The organism is Burkholderia cepacia, assembly GCF_001718835.1.
Taxonomy (GTDB): domain Bacteria; phylum Pseudomonadota; class Gammaproteobacteria; order Burkholderiales; family Burkholderiaceae; genus Burkholderia; species Burkholderia cepacia_F.
The window spans coordinates 21662-40580 of the sequence record NZ_CP013442.1 but is presented as its reverse complement, the minus strand read 5'-3'; the positions used below and the strand labels follow the sequence as shown (position 1 = coordinate 40580).

Genomic DNA, 18919 nt, shown 5'->3' with positions numbered 1-18919 from the left:
GCCGGTGCTCACCGCGATCAATCTCTCGACAGGCCATTGAAGATCATGCAAATCACCACCGTTGACCTCGAAGCGGAGTTCGTACAGTCCGTGCTCGATTCGCTCCACCAGGATGGCAAGCTCGGCGAGGCAATCTCGCTGGCATATGGAAAATGCGAATCGCCCGCCGGCGTGATGGACCTGATTTTCCCGTTGATCACGAAGAAATTGCGGATCGATTACGTTCTTTTGTGCAGCATAGAAAGCAATCCTCGCACCCTCCTGCAATTTCTTCGACTGGCCGAAGCGCGGCTGGCACAGAAAGACAGCTGGACCGTCGCGTCGGTCGACGCATCGCTGCGCAGCGTGGCCGACGCGTTGAATCTCCGCTGGGACCATGCGCAGCGCCTGCTGAAGTGCTGCATCCTGTTTTCCGATTCGCCGCTGGAGATCGTGGAAAGCATCGCGTGCCTGGGCAAGCCCGAAACCTCGTTCAGGTTGAGATCGGCGGCCAAGAACATCGAGCTCAGCCACCTGATCAACTGAGCAAGCCCGGCTCGACATCGGCAGCATGCATGATCGCGGAGAGAAATCATGTCTCAAGCCAACGAAACAGCAATCGTTCCCTGGGTGCCCGGAGAAGATCCGGGATTTTCCTTCAGGCGGATCATGGATTTTCTGATCGCCGAAAAAATCAATCACCGGGTCATGGTGCATCCCCCGGAAGGGCAAACCGTTGCCGCCAGCCTGCTGCGTGGACACAGCGTCGAACAGGCCGCGAAATGCATGGTGGTGGAAGTCAAGCACGACAACGGCGAGCTTTCCTATGCGCTGGCGGTCGTATCCGGACACAGGAGAGTGGCCTTGAAAAAGGTGGCCGACTGCTTCAGAGGGGTCAAGGCCAAGCTGGCGCCGAGCCATGTGGCGTCGCAATTGACCCGGTGCATGATGGGCGCCGTGCCGCCCATCTCTTTCGACGACCGTCTTCAGGTGGTGGTCGATCGCGACCTGCTCCCCACCCCGGAAATCGTATTCAGCGCGGGACGGCTCGACGTATCGATCGGCGTCGACACCGGCATCTATCTGAATGCGATACGACATCAAATCGGCAGTATCTCCGAATAGCGACAAATGGACTTCGCTCAAAACCAATCGCCGCCGTGGCATTCGGCCGTCACCCTGATGTGGCGCAGTCATCCCTGGCTGACTTTAGGCACGGTCCTGACCGGCCTCATCAGCGGCATCGCGTCGATCGTGGGCGTCGGTTTGATCAGCAGGGTGCTTCATGACCAGAACGATCGACAGACGCTGTTGCTGATCTTCATCGCGGTGAACGGCATTGCGGTGTTCTGCAGGAGCGCGGCCGCCGTGATGCCGTCCTACGTCTGCATGAAAGTGATGACGAGACTGCGCGTCAACCTGTGCAAGAGGATCCTCGCGACCCCACTGGAGGAAATCGACAGACGCGGCGCGCCCAATGTCCTGACCATGCTGACGCAAGACATTCCGCAGCTGAGCCAGACACTGCTCACCATCCCGACGATCATCGTTCAATCCGTCGTCCTGATATGCAGCATCGTCTATCTGGCCTATCTCTCGTGGGTCGTTTTTGCTTCGACGATGATCCTGACGATCGCCGGCCTGGTGCTCTATCTGTCTTTCTACCGGAGGGCCGTCGATTTCACTGAAAGAGTGCGTGACGAGTTCGTCCAGTTCAATGAGTACACGCATAGCCTCGTGTTCGGCATCAAGGAACTCAAGCTCAACCGGGCCAGACAACGCTGGTTTACCAAGGCGGCGATCGAACTGTCGTCGCGGCGCGTCGCGGGGTACAACTACATCGAACGCTTCTGGTTCATGAGCGGCGACAGCATCGGTCAGATCACCGTGGCGGTCCTGCTCGGATCTTTGCTGTTCGGCGTCCCTTCGCTCGGCGTCGTCGACCCCTCCGTACTCACGGCGAGCATTCTGGCCGTGCTTTACATGATGGGGCCCTTGACCATGCTGATCAATATTCTGCCGATCATGGCCGAAGGCAAGACCGCGCTCGCCCGGCTGGCGGAATTCGGTTTCCTGATCGATGACACGCAAGACTCGCCCGGAAAACTTCGCCATCCGGGCGCAACGGAATCCTCACCGACGGAGTCGTGGCGACGCATCGAGTTGAAGGACGTGAAGATGAATTACCACGACCATGAGTCGTCGTCCGACTTCGTGCTTGGCCCCATCAACATGACGATTCATGCGGGGGAGCTCGTCTATGTGATCGGCGGCAACGGCAGCGGCAAGAGCACGTTGGCCAAGATACTCAGCGGCCTCTACGCGCCGACCGAAGGCCATATCGCCCTTGACGGGAAAGTGATCGACGACGATTCGAGGGAACGGTACCGGAATCTGTTTTCCGCCGTGTTTACCGATTTCCATCTGTTCAATCGCATCATCGGTCCGGACCAGAAAAATACGCGCATCGAACTTGCCCAAAAGTATCTTGAAACCCTGAAGCTGGCCGACAAGATCGAGATTCACGGCAAGACCTACTCGACGACCAAGGCCTTGTCGACGGGGCAGCGCAAAAGACTGGCGCTGCTTTGCGCGTACATCGAGGATCGTCCGATCTATATCCTGGACGAATGGGCGGCCGATCAAGACCCGGTGTTCAAGCGATTCTTCTATGAGGTGCTGGTTCCCGATCTGAAATCCCGTGGGAAATGCGTGATCATCATTACCCACGACGATCAGTATTTCAAACTGGCCGATCGCGTCATTCGCCTGGATAGCGGCCGCATTTTCTCGGATACGGCCATGAATGACGTCCGATCGACAGTCGCGGGGTGAGCTGGCGGCGGGTCAACCCGTGAGGCCCGCTTGGTCAAACCCGCAACGGTCGTCTCGAGTGCGGGCGGCGTGGGTTTCGTGGTCGAGATAGAATGCCGCTGTTTCCGCTCGGCGCGACGTATCGTCCGTCTTCATCCGACGATGACGCGCGTCGCGCCGGAAACCGAGCAGGCCGGCCCGATAGACAATCACGACAAGAACACGCATGACGACAGACTCCCCCACTCCCGTCCAGGACCTCCTCAACTGGCGCGCCGCGTCGCGGCGCACGCTGCTGCGCTGGCCCGGATGGATCGGCCTGGCGATGCTGATCGTCGGCGCATTCAACCACATTCTCGCGATGGCCTGTCTGGGCGGCTGCGTGTTCTTCGCCACCCTGCCCATCTGGTACGTCACCACCCAGCGCATCGTGCAGGACCGCCCCAGACCGCCCGTGCCCGTGCAAGCGCTGGCCTGGATCGCGTGCTTTCTGCTCGCGCTGATCCTGAGCCCCACCTTCACGCTCGACAGCCGGCAATTCGACGACACGCACGACACCACCACGACCTGGATCAAACGGTCCCTCGTCGATTCGATCAAGGAGCCCCGCTACAGCCAGGACGAACTGGCCTGGGGACAATCGAACTACGACGTGCGTTTCGTGCCGGCGTCCGTCGTCTGCCCGCGATACAGCACGCGGCTCTATCCGCTCTTCGGTGTCGAGCGTGAAACCGACTGGCTGAACATGCTGGCCAGATCGGTCGACGACTGGCAGGCCGCCAATGCCAGGCCGCCCAAGGACATCCTTCAGCGCTTTCTCGACCAGTGCAAGACTGGCGCGGACGCGATGCTCAAGGCCGGCCTGACCAAGGAATCCGCGCTAATGCACGGCGACGTCGATCTGTTCTTCGCGCGTGCCGAACGCGAACACACCAGCCCGTCCCGCGCCGAAGTCGTGCTCGAGGACGCGCAGATCCCGCCGGACATCCTGAAGAAAGTCGAAGCGCTGATCGCGAACGACCCGGATTACGGCTTCCGCTTCGTCAGCTTCAACGCATCCGTGGATCTTTCGACAATCGGCGCGAAGGCCACCGTTCCGGGCGAGCCCGACGTGGTGCGCCGCCTGAACCCGCTGGCCATTGCGGCCGCGCTGGGCCGCGACAAGGACGTGGCCTATTTCAAACGCGAATGACGCGTGCCGGCGCCGCCTCCTGCCCACCCCGACGCCGCGGCATCACGCCCTCACTTCGATGCGATTCACGACACCCGCGATCGCATCGAGGCACCAAGCGTCCTGTTCGGCCATCAGCCGTTCCGCATCGGTCGGGACCCAGCCCGCCAGCGTGATCTGATGATTCTTCACGCTGACGGTGATCTGGTCGGCCCGCACTCGGGGGTCCGTCTCCAGCACGAGATGCATCACTTCGGAAATCTCCTCGTCGCCGTCGGCTTCTGCGGGCACCAGTTCCAGCAGGTTCTCCACATCGCGGCAGCCGCCTGTCCACCACGCGATCACGCCTGCGAGGCGCCGGTGCGACAGGCTGATCACCTGCCCCGTCAGCCTCACGACGCCATTCTCGACCGTCACCTCGATCGCGCCGCTGCCCTCGTTGCCGGCCTGATCCATGGTGCCGCGCAGCACCTCGAGCTGCCCTTTGACGCGTGCGCAAATCACGCAGTTGCGGAAATCGACCGCCTGCGCGAGCCGCTCGCAGATGCGCGTGCGCAGCTCGCCGTCACCGATCGGCGGATTGGCCGCCACGCGGAGCTGATCGACCAGCGGCATCCCGCCGCCATACGTCTGGGTCAGCGCGAGCAGGCGCTTCTTCGATGCGATATCCGGCACCTCGCCCGACACGGTCAACGCGTGGCCGTCAAAACTCATGTGAATGGGATGATGGTGTAGCTTCAGGTGAGATTCGTGTTCAAAGGCCGCCATCACCTGCTTCAAGACCATGTCGCTGCGTTGCATGATCTGCCTCGCGCAAAGGTTGAATGAAGCAGCGCCGTCGGTCCCGGACTGAACAGGTGCCTGCTGCACCCGGCGGGCGCTGTATCGTCAATTATAGGAACCGTGCCGCCGGCACCACGCCCTTTTCCTGTTGGGTGAGAGGAAACAGCCGCCGGGGAAATGGTTTGGGAAAACCAGACATCGTGATTCTTCAATCCTGCCCGGCGGGCCATGTGAAATGGCGGCGACAAGATTAAATGTTGTTTGTTTTCATGAGGTTGCGCGACGCCCGTGCGCACATGAGCCGGCCCTGGCACGCCCCATGCGTTTGTTGCTGCGAGCGCGACGAAAAGTGCTCTTTCCCAAACCGCAGCAAACTCAAGGAGATTTATCATGTCCGCACTGATGATCAACGACCTGTCCCGTGCCCACGAACTCAGCCGCAAGGAAATGGCTTCCGTCAGCGGTGGCAGCGTGTTCCAGAACTTCGGCGTCAACGCCATCGAAACTGGCGGCGGATTCTCGTTCGCGAGCCCCAGTACCATTACCGCCCCGGTGACGCAGGTCGATGCATCGACGCACCTGGATCTCACCAGCGTGACCAACACGATCGACAACCTCGGCGGCAAGGTCATCGGGAAGCTGGGCCTGTAAGTTCCACCCTGCTTCGTCGCCGTGGCAGCCGTATTCGATCGCGTTGTACCGAAGCGCTCCAGACCGCCGCGAGTTTGTCCTCGCGGCGTTGAAGCCCGCCAAGCCGTTCTCCGTTGGCGGGCTTTCTTGCATGGTCAAACCACATTCAGGTTCTCAGTCGCCGATGCCAGTGACTAATATAGGTGACTGCGGCTGCAAGGACTCGATCGCCACATGTCGACAGGCCACATCATGTTGAAGCGCAGAACCTTCCTGTTGGGCAGTGCGGGCGCGGCGGGCGTGCTGGCGATCGGCTGGGCATGGCGGCGTCCCGACGACCGGCTCGCGACACCTGCACAGCTGGCGATGTCGCGCGTCGACGTGCCGTTGAACGGCTGGGTGATGATCAGTTCCGCTAACGACGTGACGATCGTCATGAGCAAAGCCGAAATGGGCCAGGGCGTCCATACGGGCGCGGCCATGCTGCTGGCGGAAGAGCTCGATGCGGACTGGTCCCGGGTCCGCATCGTCATGTCCCCGCTCGACACGATCTACAAGGACCGTGAAACGCTCGCCGAGGGCCTGCCGTTTCGCCCCGATGACGACAGCCTGCTCGCTCGCGGCATGGAGGCGCTGGCGCACCGCGCTGCACGCTATGCGGGTTCGATGGCGACGGGAGGCTCGACGAGCATGATCGATCTGTGGGGGCCCATGCGCGAGGCGGGCGCCACGGCCCGCGTCATGCTGCGCGGCGCCGCGGCGAAGCTTTGGGGCGTGCCCGTCGCGGAATGCGAGACGAACGCCGGCCGGGTGCTGCATCGATCGGGACGCTCGGCGACGTATGGCGAACTCGTCCAGCTCGCGCGCGACGCGCCGCGCCCGACGCACGTCGATCTCAAGAACCCGAAGACGTTCACGCTCGTCGGCAAACGGCTGGGCCGCATCGAGGCGCGCACGAAGCTCGACGGCAGTGCGCGTTTCGGCATCGATGCGCTTCCGGACCCGCTCCTGTATGCGAGCGTCACGATGTGTCCGACACTCGGCGGAAGGGCGCTGGATTTCGACCAGCACAGGGTCGCCAGCCTGAAAGGCGTGACGGGCATCTTCAGGGTCGACCCATACCACGGCGGAACGGGAGGCGTTGCCGTCATTGCGGACAATCCGTTCATCGCGATGCGGACGTTGTGCCAGTTGTCGGTCACCTGGGACCACGGGCCGGCCGCCGGCGTGAATTCCGCGGATGTCCGCGCGGCGTTGACGCGCGCCCTCGACGGCGACGCGGGCCGCTACGTGTTCTACGCCGCCGGCGACGCCGATGCCGTGCTGAGCCGCGCGAAGCCGTTCGTCGCGCAGTACGAAGCACCCTATCTGGCTCACGGGCCGCTGGAACCCATGAATTGCACGGTGCGGGTCGACGACGACGCGGCGACGATCTGGGTCGGCACGCAGATTCCGATGCTGGCGCGCAAGGCGGTCGCGGCGCTGCTGGGTCTCGAAGAAGACAAGGTGGTCGTGAATCAGCAATTGATCGGCGGGGCATTCGGCCGCCGGCTCGAAGTCGACTTCATCGCGCAGGCCGCCGCCATCGCACGCCATGCGAAGGGGCGGCCCGTGCAGACGATCTGGTCGCGCCCGCAGGACATGACGCACGACTTCTACCGCCCGGCCTGCGTGGCGAGATACAGCGGTGCAATCGATGCGAGCGGCCGGCTGGTCGCATGGAAGGGCATATCGGCGAGCCAGTCGGTCAGCGCGCAGGCGATGCCCCGCACCTTCGGCATGCCGGGCATCGCGGCGAAGCTGCTGCCCGACGCCACCACGGCGGAAGGCGCGTTCGACCAGCCCTATGAATGCGACAACGTTCACGTCCAGCACAATACGGTGGCGCTCCCGGTTCCGGTCGGCTACTGGCGCTCCGTCGGGCACGCGCATCAGGCGTTCTTCGTCGAGAGCTTCATCGACGAGATGGCCGTGCTCGCACGGAAAGACCCGATCCGGTTTCGCCTCGACATGCTGAAGCAGTCGGCGCACCAGCGCCATGCGGCCGTGCTGCGGGCGCTCGTCGCGCTGTCCGGCTGGCGTTCGCCGCCGGCATGGCGCGACGAGACCGGCGCGCGGCGCGCGCGCGGCATTGCGATGCACGAAGCGTTCGGCAGCGTGGTCGCGCAAGTCGCCGAAGTGCGGCAGGAAGGTGACGGCTTTCGCGTGACGCGCGTGTTCTGCGTGATCGACTGCGGGCTGGCCGTGAATCCGAACCTCGTCGAGCAGCAGATGGAAAGCGGGATCATCTTCGGGTTGTCGGCCGCGCTCGAGCAGGCGATCACGATCGAGAACGGACAGGTCGCGCAGCATTATTTCGACAGCTACCCGCTGGTCAACATGGAAACGTGTCCCGAGATCGTCACGCAAGTCATGACAGGCGGGACCGAACCGCACGGCGTCGGCGAAGCGGGCACGCCGCCGATTGCAGCGGCCGTGGCGAATGCGCTGTATGCGCTCACGGGCGTGCGCCATCGCACGCTGCCGCTCGTCAAACCACCCCCGCCCCAGCCAGGAGACGACCGATGGTGTCAGTCCGTATCAACGGGGAGACCGCTCACGTCGATTCCGAACCCGACACCCCGCTGCTCTGGGTGATTCGGTGCGAACGGAAGCTGACCGGCACGAAGTTCGGCTGCGGCGTCGGGATCTGCGGCGCCTGCACGGTGCTGCTGAACGATCAGGCCGTGCCGGCCTGCCAGATCCCGGTCGGCACGCTGAACGGCGCGCGCATCACGACCGTCGAAGGACTCGACAGCGCTGAAGCGCGGGCGCTGAAGGACGCGTGGCTCGCCGTCGACGTCGTGCAATGCGGTTATTGCCAGAGCGCCCAGCTGGTCGCCGCCACGGCCCTGCTCATGCGCTGCCCGCGCCCCGACGACCGCCAGATCGACGAGGCGATGAAGAACATCGCATGCCGGTGCGGCACGTTTCCCCGCATCCGCAAGGCCATTCACAAGGCGGCGGAGTCGGTAGGCCGTTGATATACGGATGAATCCGCCCGATCAGTTGCCGCTCGCGTGCGTCGTGATCTGGACGAAATCGGCGGCGATGCGCCCCGCGCCGTATTTAGCCTCGAACTGCTTCAACTGTCGATCGATTGCCGCGAGATAGGCGGCGCGCGGCTCGGAGGGCGGGCGCATCCCGTCGAACAACGGCGCCGGCGTGACGAGGAGCACGATCAGCTCGGTCCCGAAAGGCTTGCCGATCACCCAGTCGCCCATGCTGCCGATCGTGGCGGAGTAATTCGGCGGCGCCTGGTTATCGCGTGCGTGGCTGCTCGGCACGAGATGCACGACGCTCCCGTTCAGCACGTAATAGTCGACGTTCACGTACGAGTCGTAACCGGGTGTCGTGATGTCGATGACCAGCGGGTTGCCTTCCGTGAGACGCGCATCGGGCGCGCGCGTGCGGATCGACGCGGTGTGCGGCGACGCCCGATTCGATCGCCAGTACGGCGCGAGCGCGGTCACGACCTCGCAATTGTGGGCATCGATCGGACGCACGTCGAGATTCGCCGCCTGCCCGCCCGGCATGCCGCCGAGCGCAGTGCGCACCCGCGCGACACCGACACCGGATTCCACATACCCCCGCACCTGCAGCACGTGATCCTGCACGGAGGCATCCAGCGCCGAACACGGGATGCGCGCCAGCACAGCCATCACGGACGCCAGCGAAATCGCCGGCGGCGGCGACGGCGCGCTGGCAGCGGCAGGGACGGCGGCCGCGGGCGCGCTGCCGGCTCCGGCGCCCGTCTTCGCGGCATTCCCTCCGTTTGCAGGCGCCTGCGCGAGCGTGTCCGCTGCGGCATGCCTTTCGCCGCTGCGCGAAAGCGCGTGGTAGCCGTACCAGAGCGCGGCGATCGCCGCCAGCGCGCAAGCGCCCACGGCCACCCCGACGCGCGCGCCCGATGCCGGCGTACGGCGCTTGAACACGCCCATGCCCTCCAGGAACGGGGTGACGCCGGGCGTGCGCGTCGCACGGTCGAACGACAACGCGGCGCTCAAGGTTCGCCATTGCGTGCGATCGAGGCCGGGCGGGCGCGCGGGCCGCAAGTGGTCATGACGCGCCTGGGTGGCCGACAGCCGATCGAACGGATGGCGTCCGGTCAGCAATTCGTAGGTGACGCACGCGAGCGCGTAGACGTCGTCGCGCGGGTCCGGTTCGAGATGCTCGAACATCTCCGGGCTCGCATAGGCCGGCGTGATGCCGCCGAGGCTCGCCGGGTCGAACACGGTCACGTCGGGGTCCTCGTCGCGCCGCTGGAACGCGCGGGCAATCCCGAAGTCGATCACCTTCACTTCGCCCCGGTCGGTGAGGAACACATTGGCGGGCTTGAAATCGCAATGGACGAAGCCGCGTTCGTGCGCATACGCCAGCGCCTGCCCCATCCCGGCGATGATCGGCAATGCGGCATCGAGCGGCATGCCCGCAAAGCCCGGCGCACGCAGCACCTTGCTGAGCGGCTTGCCCGACAGATACTCCATCGTGAGGTAGACGAGCGGGCCGTCCCGATCGAAGTCGTAGACGGTGACGATGTTGCGATGGGCGAGCGTCTGCGCCTTGCGGGCTTCACGCTGAAGCGCGATCAGCGACGTCGGCTGGCCGCGAAACTGCACGTTGAGCACCTTGATCGCGATGTGCGGCTTGCGATCCGACGCCTCCAGCTTGCGGAGGTCGAGCGCCTTGTACACGGTGCCCATCCCGCCGACACCGAGGCACTCCTCCAGCACGAAGCGCCCGTTCAGCGTATCGCCGATGCCTTTCACGCGCTCGCCGTCGACGAACGTTGCGCCGCTCGACGGCCCGGGCGGGGTACCCGGACGAACCTCCGCGTGAAGCGGGCTCTCCTGGACCCGGGTTGCGTCGCCGGCGGATGCCGTCTTGTCGCGACACCGTTCGATGCGCGTCAGCACTTCCGCGTAGATCTCGTCCGACAGCGGCTGCGTGGTTTGCGTCTGGTCGAGCACTTCGCGCAGCTGCGCGCAATCGACCTGGTCGGTCGCCAGCACCCGGTCGATCTCCGAGAAGAACGCGTCCCGCGACAGCGCCCCGCTCTGGAAGGTTTGAATCAGCTGCGTAAAGCTCATCATTCGTATGCCGTCTACTCAGCTTCAGCTTGCCGACCCGCTTCGGCGCCTCGCGGCGCCACCACGCCATCGTCAGACGAATTCGGCTGCGCGCCGCACCGGCCGCCGGCCTTCCGACAGGATGTCTAACAAATCATACTAGTCTGCGCCAATGCCCTGTGCAATCAGTGCCGGGACTAGGGTCTGTTTACATACGGAACGTACATGCGAATGCCCGAAATCGCCCGCAGGGCAAGGAGGAAGGAGCGCCGTTTGGCCGAGCCAAACAAGCGACGCGCGACGCCGCCATGCGGGCGATTTCGGGCATTCCCCTGGAATGAATTTTTTAATTAGGGGTTGCCACGAGAACGGCCGCTCGCCGCGTTGCGCTCCTTGCGAATACGTCAGTATTCGCGGCGTCGCGCGCCTCGCGAGCGGCCGTTCTCGTGGCAACGCATGCGCGTTCCGTATGTAAACAGACCCTAGGGCAGAGTGCGCGCTCCTGTGCGGCGAAACCTATACTGGACAGAAACCCGGCACGCCGGCACATCGCATGATGCCGCGCGGCTGCCCTTCCCCCCATCCGATTTCGCGGAGCCAACCATGGGCGTACTCGTCATCAACGATCTTCCCGAAAGCGTCGACCTCGACCGGCAGGCGATGGCCGCCATCACGGGCGGCGCGATGGTCCGCGCGCATCAGACGATGCTCGCGCCGCGGACTTTCCCGTTTCTTCACACCGACGCACAAGACGCTGCCTCGACGCGTGCGCCGGCGGCCGACGCAGTACCATCCCGCGCGCGTCCGACGCTGTTGCGTTGATCGACAACCCCCTGGGCTCGGCGCGCACGGTCGGGCCGCTCACATCGTCATCGCGAGCCGCCGGTCGGCCGGCGGGAACACGCACCATGAGCCGTCGTCGTGACGAAAGAAGAAGATCGCGATCGTGCCGGCCGGATGCGCGGCCTCGACGCAGACATAGCGACGCCGTTGCGCAGCCATGCGGCTGAAACGCACGACGCGTGCCGGCACGAACGCGCTCGGCGCGAGCCACTTGTCGACCTGCATGCGCAGGGATGATCCGGTTCCGTTCATTTCACCCCCCTGGTGGCGATGTCGAACGCGTCGGGACGTCACTCATGCGGCTGCAATCGCGGCCGCCGCACACCGTCCGCCTGCCCGCCGCGCCACGATCACCGCGCGGCAGAAGGACAGCGCGAATCGAAGCGCCGTGCGCGGATGCATGACGCACGTGCGAACCTGCTCGCTGTGGCCCGTGCCTTCCACGCACCACGTGCAGAAGTGCTCGCAGTTATTCGTCAGCAGGCGGTAGTGGTTTTCGCCAAGGCGGGAGCGCGCGCGCAGCACCGCGGCATGCCCCGCGTAGGCCGCGTGCGGATGCGGCACGATGCGCACCGCGTGACCGGCGGCGAAACGTTCGAGCGTGACTTCCTCGATCGGGCCGCGATGCAGCGACGCGCAAAGCCCCGCGTAGTGGACGACGCGCCCGCCGCCGACATGGATGCCGTGATGGCTGTAGCCGGCGCGATCGGAAACCAGGTGCGCGCCGATCGGCAGTGCCGCGTGCACGATCCCTTGAGCAGCACCAGCGGCCGTGCGGGACACTGCGCTGTTCACTGGTTGAAGGTCGCGTTCCATGACTGGCTCCATCTGCGGGTTGGCGGCCGCCCGTGTTGCCGAAGGGTTAGCCGGTTGCCAACTAACCTGCATCAGGCGTGCCAGTCATCCGGAGCCCGTCGCGCCAGGCGTGACGGGAAACGCGCGGCGCGCCGGGCGCCGCGCTGTCGTCGCGCGGCCAACCATTCGACGGGGATTTCGTTGGTGCGACCGCACCAGTTGGCGCGCCGGACAGCCGTCCGCGTCCGCCGGCGCAGGTGTCGGTTTCGCGGCGACGTCGGCGCGCGCAACTGTTGGCCTGCGCACGACCATTGCAGGACCGGGCCGCGACGCACTAGCATGCAAGCAGCGCGTGTCGATCACGCGGTGCCTTGCCGCGTGCGGCGCTCGCCGGATCGACGCACGCGCCCGGGCAGCGCATGCGGGTTGCGTCATGCATGGCACGAGGTTTGCACGTATCGGGTACCGGTCCGTCGGCCAGCCCCCATTCGGAGACGCATCATGACCTCGCTCGCGATTACCGACCTTCACATGCAGCGCGACATCGACCGCAAGACGATGTCGTTCATCCGCGGCGCCGGCGCGCCGTGGGTATTCGGCTGGATCCAGCCCTACGCGCCGCCGGCTCCGGCGTTCGGGCCCGTCGTCAATCTCTATCAGACGTACAACACGTTCTACGCGAACCAGGTTCTCAACCAGATCCAGAACATCGACGTCACGAACTCGGCGGCCGGCGCGAACATCGTGGTCGGCGTCGGCGCGGACGGCAGGAACCGGCTCGCCTAGTGGCTGTTCACGCTAATGAAAGGAATGGCGCGCCGTGAGCGCAGAACTGCAATGGACTTCGGCTTCACGCACTGACGTTGGCCGGGTTCGCGAGATCAACGAAGACGACTGCCTCGCGTTGCCGCAGCGTGGCCTGTGGGCCGTTGCGGACGGCATGGGCGGCCATTCGGCCGGCGACCTCGCGAGCCGGACCATCGTGCGTGCGCTGGAACAGCTGGCCGCCCCGGTCACGCTGGCGGACTTCATCGACGCCGCGCGCGCCGCGCTCGATACCGTCAACGCTCGCTTGCGCGAATCGGCGGCCCAGCGCGGCGTACGCATGATCGGCAGCACGGTGGCGGTGCTGCTCGCGAGCGGCCGTCAATGCGGCTGGCTCTGGGCCGGCGACAGCCGGATCTACCTGTACCGCGACGCGCACCTGACGCAGCTCACGCTCGATCACAGCCACGTCGCGGAACTGCAGGCGCAGGGCCACCTGAGCGCGCAGCAGGCGCGCCATCATCCTTCACAGCACCTGATCACGCGCGCCGTCGGCGCCGCCGAGCGGCTGCATCTCGACGAGCGACGCATCGACGTGCGCGACGGCGACATGTTCCTGCTGTGCAGCGACGGCCTGAGCAACGAGATGGACGAAGCCGACATCTCGGCCGCGCTCGCGTGCGGCGACTGCGCGCGCGCCACGGACGCGCTCGTCGATCTCGCGTTGCGCGAGGGCGGACGCGACAACGTCACCGCCGTCGTGATCCGCGCCGACGATCCCGATGCGTCGGACCACACGCTCGCCAATCCTGCCGTGCGACGCTGAACCGGCAAGCGGGCGCGCGTTGCGTTCACGCGTCCTTGTCGGGCGTCGTGCCGTCCGGATGACGAAACGCTTTCGAACGGATGCCGTGCTTCTTGAGCAGCATCTGCAGGTGCGACCGGTTCATCTCGCAACGGCGCGCCAGTTCGGCCACGGTGCCGCCGGTCTCCTGCAGCCCGCGTTCGAGAAACGCGCGCTCCGCCTCGTCGCTCGCGGCGCGCTTCGCGTCGCTGAGCGACAGCGGCCTGCCCGGCGTACCGTCTTCCGTCGCACGAATCACCGCCGACGCGGCTTTCGGACGGATGTCCTCGGGCAGGTGCTCGATGTCCGCGACCTCGCCGGCCAGGCACGACAGACGGTAGACGAGATTGCGCAGTTCGCGGATGTTGCCCGGATACGCGTACGTCAGCAGGAAGTCGCGCAGCTTCGGCGTCGTCCTGACGGGCCTGCGCTTGAGCGCCCCCGCCGCCTCGTCGCCGAAGTAGGCGAGCAGCAGCGGAATTTCGTCGCGACGCTCGCGCAGCGCCGGCAACGTCAGGTGAATGACGCTCAGGCGGTAGAACAGGTCCTCGCGAAACAGCCCCTGTTCGCTCAATTGCCGCAGGTTCTTGTTGGTGGCGGCGACGATGCGCGTATCGACGGAAATCGGCTCGTCCGAGCCGACCCGCTGGATCTCGTGCGATTCCAGCACGCGCAGCAGCTTGACCTGCCCCGACAGCGGCAACTCGCCGATTTCGTCGAGGAAGATCGTGCCGGTGTGCGCGCTCTCGAACTTGCCCTTGCGATCGTTCGACGCGCCGGTGAAAGCGCCGCGCCGATGCCCGAACAGCTCGGATTCGAGCAGGTTGTCGGGAATCGCGCCGCAGTTCACCGAGATGTACGGCCGGCCGGCGCGCGCCCCGTTCGCGTGGATGACTTTCGCCATCAGCTCCTTGCCAGTGCCGCTCTCGCCGTCGATCAGCACGGGCAGATCGGTCGGTGCGGCCTTTTCGGCGATTTCGAGCGCGGCGAGCAGCTTCGGGTTGTCGCCGAAGATCCCCTCGAAGACGAAGCTGCGCTCGATCAGCGCCTGCCGGCGCCGGTGCGCCGCAGGCGCGGCCGGTTCCGTCGCGTCGTCGGGCGCGTCGGACGTCTGCGGCGTGGCCACGGCCGCCTCGACGAAGCGTTCCTTGCGCGACATCTGCATCACTTCGTCGCGCAGCACGTTCGCCTGGTTGAGCAGCTTCTCGATGTCCGCGCGCTCGAGCCTGGGCGCCCAGCGCAGCATCGAGCGCAGGATCTCGATCTTCTCGAGCAGGCCGGCATACGAGATCGCGGAGTTGCCGAATCCGTGCGGGTCGAAGAGTTTCATGTTGCGCCCAGTTGTTTCTGCACGAGCTGGTAATACATGCCCTTGAGGGCGACCAGCTCGTCGTGCGAGCCCTGTTCGACGATCGCGCCTTCGTACAGGACGAGGATCTTGTCGGCGCGCATGATGGTGCTGAGCCGGTGCGCGATGATCACCGCCGTGCGCCCTTGCAGGATCTCGTGCATGTTCGCGAGGATGTTGCTCTCCGACTGCGTGTCGAGCGACGACGTCGCCTCGTCGAACACGAGCAGGCGCGGGTCGTGATACAGCGCGCGCGCGATGCAAAGCCGCTGGATCTGGCCGCCGGACAGGCCCACGCCGCGCTCGCCCACCACCTGCTCGTAGCCGAGCGGCAATTTGCTGATGAAGGCATGCGCGTCGGCCATCCGCGCGACCTCCTCCATGCGGCGCCAGTCGGGGCTCGCGTCGCCGCATGCGATGTTCTCGGCGATCGATCCTGAAAACACCAGGTTGGACTGCATCACGTAGCCGATCTGCGCACGGTAGCAAGCCTTGTCGATCGCGCTCATGTCGTAGCCGTCCACCACGATCTTGCCGTCCGTCGGCGCATAGAAGCCGACGAGCAGCTTCGCCAGCGTGGTTTTCCCCGAACCGCTGCGCCCGACGATCGCCACCATCTCGCCGCGCTTGATCGTGCAGTTGATGTTCTCCAGCACGTAAGGCGTTTCGTTGCCGCCATAGCGGAAATACACGCCGTCGAAGCTGATGTCGCCCTGCAGGTCGGGCAGCAGCACGCGCGAGGCCAGTTCGGACGGCGGCTGCTCGGGCTCGATGTCGAGCACGTCGCCGAGCCGCTCCATCGCCACCGCCGCGTCGTTCATCAGGCTCCACATGCCGACGAGCCCCATCAGCGGCGCCAGCACGCTGCCCATGAACGCATTGAAGGCGATCAGCTGCCCGATGCTGAGTTCATGCGCGAGCACGAGGTTCGCGCCGACCCACAGGATCACGATCGTGGTCGCCGCATTCAGCAGCTGGCCGCCGAGCGCCACCAGGATATTGAATGCCTGCGCGCGGTACTGGACGTCGAGCGCCTTCGCGTACTTGCGCTCCCACTTCAGCCGCACCGACCGCTCGATGCCCATGCCCTTCACGGTCTCGACGCCGCCGAGCGTCTCCATCAGCAGCGACTTCGCATCGGTGGACGCGGCAAACACCTCGCGCGCATAGCCTTTCAGCTTCGGGGTCGCGAGCGCCGTGAGCGCCATGATCGGGATCACGAAGGCGATCAGCACCAGCGTCATCTTCACGTTGTAGAGAAACATGATCGTGAAGTAGATGAAGATCATCAGGAGATTGAGCGCGGTAGTCACGGTGGACTCCGTCAGGAACGCCCGGATCGTCTGGTTTTCCTGGAAGCGCGCGAACACGTCGCCGCTCTTGCGGCGCGCGAAGAACGAATACGGCAGCGACATCGTGTGCTTGTAGAACTGCGACATCATCGCGAAATCGAGACTGCGCACCATGAAGTTGGACAGGTGGGCGCGGATCGTGGTCATCAGCTGGGTAAACACGTGCGAAATGACGAGCCCGGCAATCAGCAGGTGCAGCAGGCTGACGTTCTGGTGCACGATCACCCCGTCCAGCACGCTCTGGATGATCAGCGGCGGAATGACGCCGAGCACCTGGATCACGAACGTCGCCAGGAACAGGTGCGCGAGAATCTTCCTGTAAGGACGCAGGTAGCCGATGAAGCGCACCCACGGCGAACGTGACTCGACCGGCGGCGCGGCCGTCGCGCTCGCGGTGAACAGCAGGCAGGTGCCGCTCCAGCCGCGCTCGAACGCCTCGACGCTCAGCTTCCTGAAGCCGAGCGCCGGATCGGCGATCCGCACCCACGACTTCGACACGCCGTACACGACGACGTAGTGGTAGCCCTCCCAGTGCACGATGAACGGCAGGTCGAACCCGAGCAGCGCCTCGTACGTGCACTGCACGCCGCGCGTCGCGAAGCCGACCGCCTCGCCGGTGCGCGCGAGACTGTCGAGCGTCGCGCCCTGCGTCGTCACGTTCGCGAGATCGCGCAGCTTGCCGAGCGTCATCGCGATGCCGTAGTGGCGGCAGATCATCGCGAGGCACGCCGCCCCGCAATCCATTTCCTCCGCCTGCTCGACCAGCACGAAACGCTTGATCATGCGCTCGCCGAACGCGGCGTCGGCGCCGATGTCGATCTGCAGCGGGTGGCGGCGCCGCTCGGCGAGCTTCTTCTGCCGCTGCAGCTCCTGATCCACGAAACGGATGCGCTCCTCGAGCACCTCGCGCAGTTTCGGGTTGCGCTCGAGCATGAAGTGCACGGTCTTTTCCGGAATGACGAGCAGGCGCGTATCGGTGACGGCGGTGACGGTCGCCGCCTGCTCCTGCCGCAGCAGGCACGCGCGCTCGCCGAAGATCTCGCCTGCGCCGAGCGTCGCGAGCGGATAGTCGTTGCCGTCCTCGCGGCACGACACGCTCACCTCGCCCTGGCGCACCACGTACAGCCGCAGGTCGCCGCCCGGCCCCTGCCGCACGATCTCCTTGCCGGCCGCGACGCGCTTCACGCCGACGCTCGACACGTATTCCTCGAGCTCGGCGCGCGTCAGCTTGCCGCGCAGGTCGAACAGCCGCGTCACGAAACCGCCGGCCGAGCTGATCGCCACATAGCTCGTCACGAATGCCTGCGCGGCGGGGTTGTCGCGCAGGATCGGCTCGATCGCGCTGCGCGGGATGCACAGCACCTCGGTCTTCTTCGACGCGCGCACCGACACCTCGTGCCAGCAGTCGCGCAGCATCGCCATTTCGCCGAATACCTCGCCTTCCTTGCGCACGCCGACGCTGGTTTCCTTGCCGCGCTCGTCGGCGATCAGGCGCACGGCCCCGCTTCGCAGCACATACAGGCCCTCGGCCGGTTCGCCGCGGTTGCAGACGGTGTCGCCGAACGCGTAGGTGCGCACCTGCGCATGCGCGGCCATGCGGTCGAGTTCGTCGCGCGAGAACAGCGACAGCGGCTCCACCGACGCGAGAAACGCCGCGAGCGACGGGGTGCTGGCCGGAGCGGGGGCTTGGGCGTCCATCGGTGCGGTTCTCCGTGTTCAGCGTGCCTCGATGATGTGTTCCTGCGCGCGCTCGGCGAGCCATTCCTCGCGCAGCAGGCGGCGCACCTCCGACGCGACGTCGGCGTCGAGCGCGGCCGGGTGTTTCGCGGTGACCGAGAAGATCTCGAAGAACGAGCCGTCGGGCGCCGCGAACGGCCCGAGCAGGTCGCCCACGTGCGCGTTGAACACCTTGGCCTCGATGTCCGTCTTCAGCGAGCCGCGCAGCACCTTGCCGATCACGCCGCCGCGCTCGCTCGTGTCGGCGATCGAATGCTCGCGCGCCATGTCGCCGAAGCAGTCCGGGTCGTCCTCCAGGGTCGCCATCATCTCGCGCGCCTTGCCTTCCGAATCCAGCACGATGTGGCTGACCTCGATGCTGTCGAACTTCGGCGAATTGAGCTTGAAGTACGCTTCGACGGCCGCGTCGCTGCACACCGTGTCGAACGTCTTCTCCTGGTACAGCGTGTCCGTGATGAACCGCTCGAACTCGTCGAGACTGATGCCGAACACGTCCAGATAGCGGTTCATGTCCGCGGCGCGGTGCAGGCCGCGCACGCGGCGGAACTGGTCGGCGCGCGCCTGGATTTCCTCCGGGCTCACCTGCATGCCCATCTTCCTCGCCGCGATCACCGTCAGCCGGTCGCGGACCTGCTGTTCGACGAGGCCCTCGAACTGCCCGGTGAGCTTCAGCACGCGGATGAAGTCGTCGGTGCCGATCACGTCATCGTCGATACGCACTATTGCCGTCATCTCGTTCCCCTTCCCTTG

At 65.4% G+C, this 18919-nt stretch carries 17 protein-coding genes; 10 read left to right on the top strand and 7 right to left on the bottom strand.

What is annotated here, in order from left to right; genetic code table 11:
• Positions 1–45: 45 nt before the first annotated feature.
• The 4 genes from WT26_RS00180 to WT26_RS00165 all read left to right on the top strand — a co-directional run bounded on the left by WT26_RS00180 (position 46) and on the right by WT26_RS00165 (position 3985).
• Entirely contained in the window at positions 46–525 is a 480-nt protein-coding gene (locus tag WT26_RS00180; RefSeq protein WP_060154051.1) for a hypothetical protein, read from the top strand.
• A 48-nt stretch (positions 526–573) separates the two neighbouring features.
• Entirely contained in the window at positions 574–1104 is a 531-nt protein-coding gene (locus WT26_RS00175; protein ID WP_010095740.1) for a YbaK/EbsC family protein, read from the top strand.
• Positions 1105–1110: 6 nt separating this feature from the next.
• Entirely contained in the window at positions 1111–2814 is a 1704-nt protein-coding gene (locus WT26_RS00170; protein ID WP_069269433.1) for a cyclic peptide export ABC transporter, read from the top strand.
• Positions 2815–3019: 205 nt separating this feature from the next.
• The gene (locus tag WT26_RS00165; protein WP_069269432.1) at positions 3020–3985 is read left to right on the top strand and encodes a hypothetical protein; all 966 of its coding nucleotides are present in this window, start codon (positions 3020–3022) and stop codon (positions 3983–3985) included.
• A gap of 42 nt (positions 3986–4027) precedes the next feature.
• Here WT26_RS00165 and WT26_RS00160 read toward each other — a convergent pair whose 3' ends face one another.
• Complete coding sequence (locus tag WT26_RS00160; protein WP_059529588.1) at positions 4028–4765, bottom strand: BON domain-containing protein; 738 nt, start codon at positions 4763–4765, stop codon at positions 4028–4030.
• Between the two features lie 372 nt (positions 4766–5137).
• Here WT26_RS00160 and WT26_RS00155 point away from each other — a divergent pair, with 372 nt between their 5' ends.
• The 3 genes from WT26_RS00155 (at position 5138) to WT26_RS00145 (ending at position 8400) form a co-directional block, all read left to right on the top strand.
• A complete protein-coding gene (locus WT26_RS00155) occupies positions 5138–5398 on the top strand; it encodes a hypothetical protein (RefSeq protein WP_060120485.1) in 261 nt (86 codons plus the stop codon).
• Between the two features lie 231 nt (positions 5399–5629).
• The gene (locus WT26_RS00150; protein ID WP_069269431.1) at positions 5630–8014 is read left to right on the top strand and encodes a xanthine dehydrogenase family protein molybdopterin-binding subunit; all 2385 of its coding nucleotides are present in this window, start codon (positions 5630–5632) and stop codon (positions 8012–8014) included.
• Positions 7942–8400 (top strand): (2Fe-2S)-binding protein, encoded by a 459-nt coding sequence (locus WT26_RS00145; RefSeq protein WP_059953273.1) that lies wholly within the window; start codon positions 7942–7944, stop codon positions 8398–8400. Before WT26_RS00150 ends, WT26_RS00145 begins: the two co-directional genes overlap by 73 nt.
• 21 nt (positions 8401–8421) lie before the next feature.
• Here WT26_RS00145 and WT26_RS00140 read toward each other — a convergent pair whose 3' ends face one another.
• The gene (locus tag WT26_RS00140) at positions 8422–10509 is read right to left on the bottom strand and encodes a serine/threonine protein kinase (RefSeq protein WP_069269430.1); all 2088 of its coding nucleotides are present in this window, start codon (positions 10507–10509) and stop codon (positions 8422–8424) included.
• 579 nt (positions 10510–11088) lie between these two features.
• On the opposite strand from WT26_RS00140, the gene WT26_RS00135 reads away from it, so the two are divergent.
• Positions 11089–11307, top strand: a complete 219-nt coding sequence (locus WT26_RS00135; RefSeq protein WP_059953271.1) for a hypothetical protein — start codon at positions 11089–11091, stop codon at positions 11305–11307.
• 39 nt (positions 11308–11346) lie between these two features.
• Here the strand turns inward: WT26_RS00135 and WT26_RS00130 are convergent, their stop codons facing one another.
• The gene (locus WT26_RS00130; RefSeq protein WP_045565566.1) at positions 11347–11580 is read right to left on the bottom strand and encodes a hypothetical protein; all 234 of its coding nucleotides are present in this window, start codon (positions 11578–11580) and stop codon (positions 11347–11349) included.
• Positions 11581–11622: 42 nt separating this feature from the next.
• Positions 11623–12144, bottom strand: a complete 522-nt coding sequence (locus WT26_RS00125; protein ID WP_069269429.1) for a lecithin retinol acyltransferase family protein — start codon at positions 12142–12144, stop codon at positions 11623–11625.
• 480 nt (positions 12145–12624) lie between these two features.
• On the opposite strand from WT26_RS00125, the gene WT26_RS00120 reads away from it, so the two are divergent.
• Together WT26_RS00120 and WT26_RS00115 are read left to right on the top strand one after the other, a co-directional pair.
• On the top strand, positions 12625–12909 hold the full coding sequence (locus tag WT26_RS00120; protein ID WP_059805898.1) for a hypothetical protein: 285 nt from the start codon (positions 12625–12627) through the stop codon (positions 12907–12909).
• 34 nt (positions 12910–12943) lie between these two features.
• Complete coding sequence (locus tag WT26_RS00115; protein ID WP_059954818.1) at positions 12944–13714, top strand: PP2C family protein-serine/threonine phosphatase; 771 nt, start codon at positions 12944–12946, stop codon at positions 13712–13714.
• A 25-nt stretch (positions 13715–13739) separates the two neighbouring features.
• Here the strand turns inward: WT26_RS00115 and WT26_RS00110 are convergent, their stop codons facing one another.
• Genes WT26_RS00110 through WT26_RS00100 form a run of 3 tightly spaced genes read right to left on the bottom strand, consistent with a single transcriptional unit; the run spans position 13740 to position 18901 of the window.
• Entirely contained in the window at positions 13740–15062 is a 1323-nt protein-coding gene (locus tag WT26_RS00110) for a sigma-54 interaction domain-containing protein (RefSeq protein ID WP_069269428.1), read from the bottom strand.
• Positions 15059–18130, bottom strand: coding sequence for a peptidase domain-containing ABC transporter (locus tag WT26_RS00105; protein ID WP_059865616.1), 3072 nt, complete (start codon positions 18128–18130; stop codon positions 15059–15061). Before WT26_RS00105 ends, WT26_RS00110 begins: the two co-directional genes overlap by 4 nt.
• A gap of 18 nt (positions 18131–18148) precedes the next feature.
• A complete protein-coding gene (locus tag WT26_RS00100) occupies positions 18149–18901 on the bottom strand; it encodes a peptidylprolyl isomerase (protein WP_042585396.1) in 753 nt (250 codons plus the stop codon).
• Positions 18902–18919 lie beyond the last annotated feature (18 nt).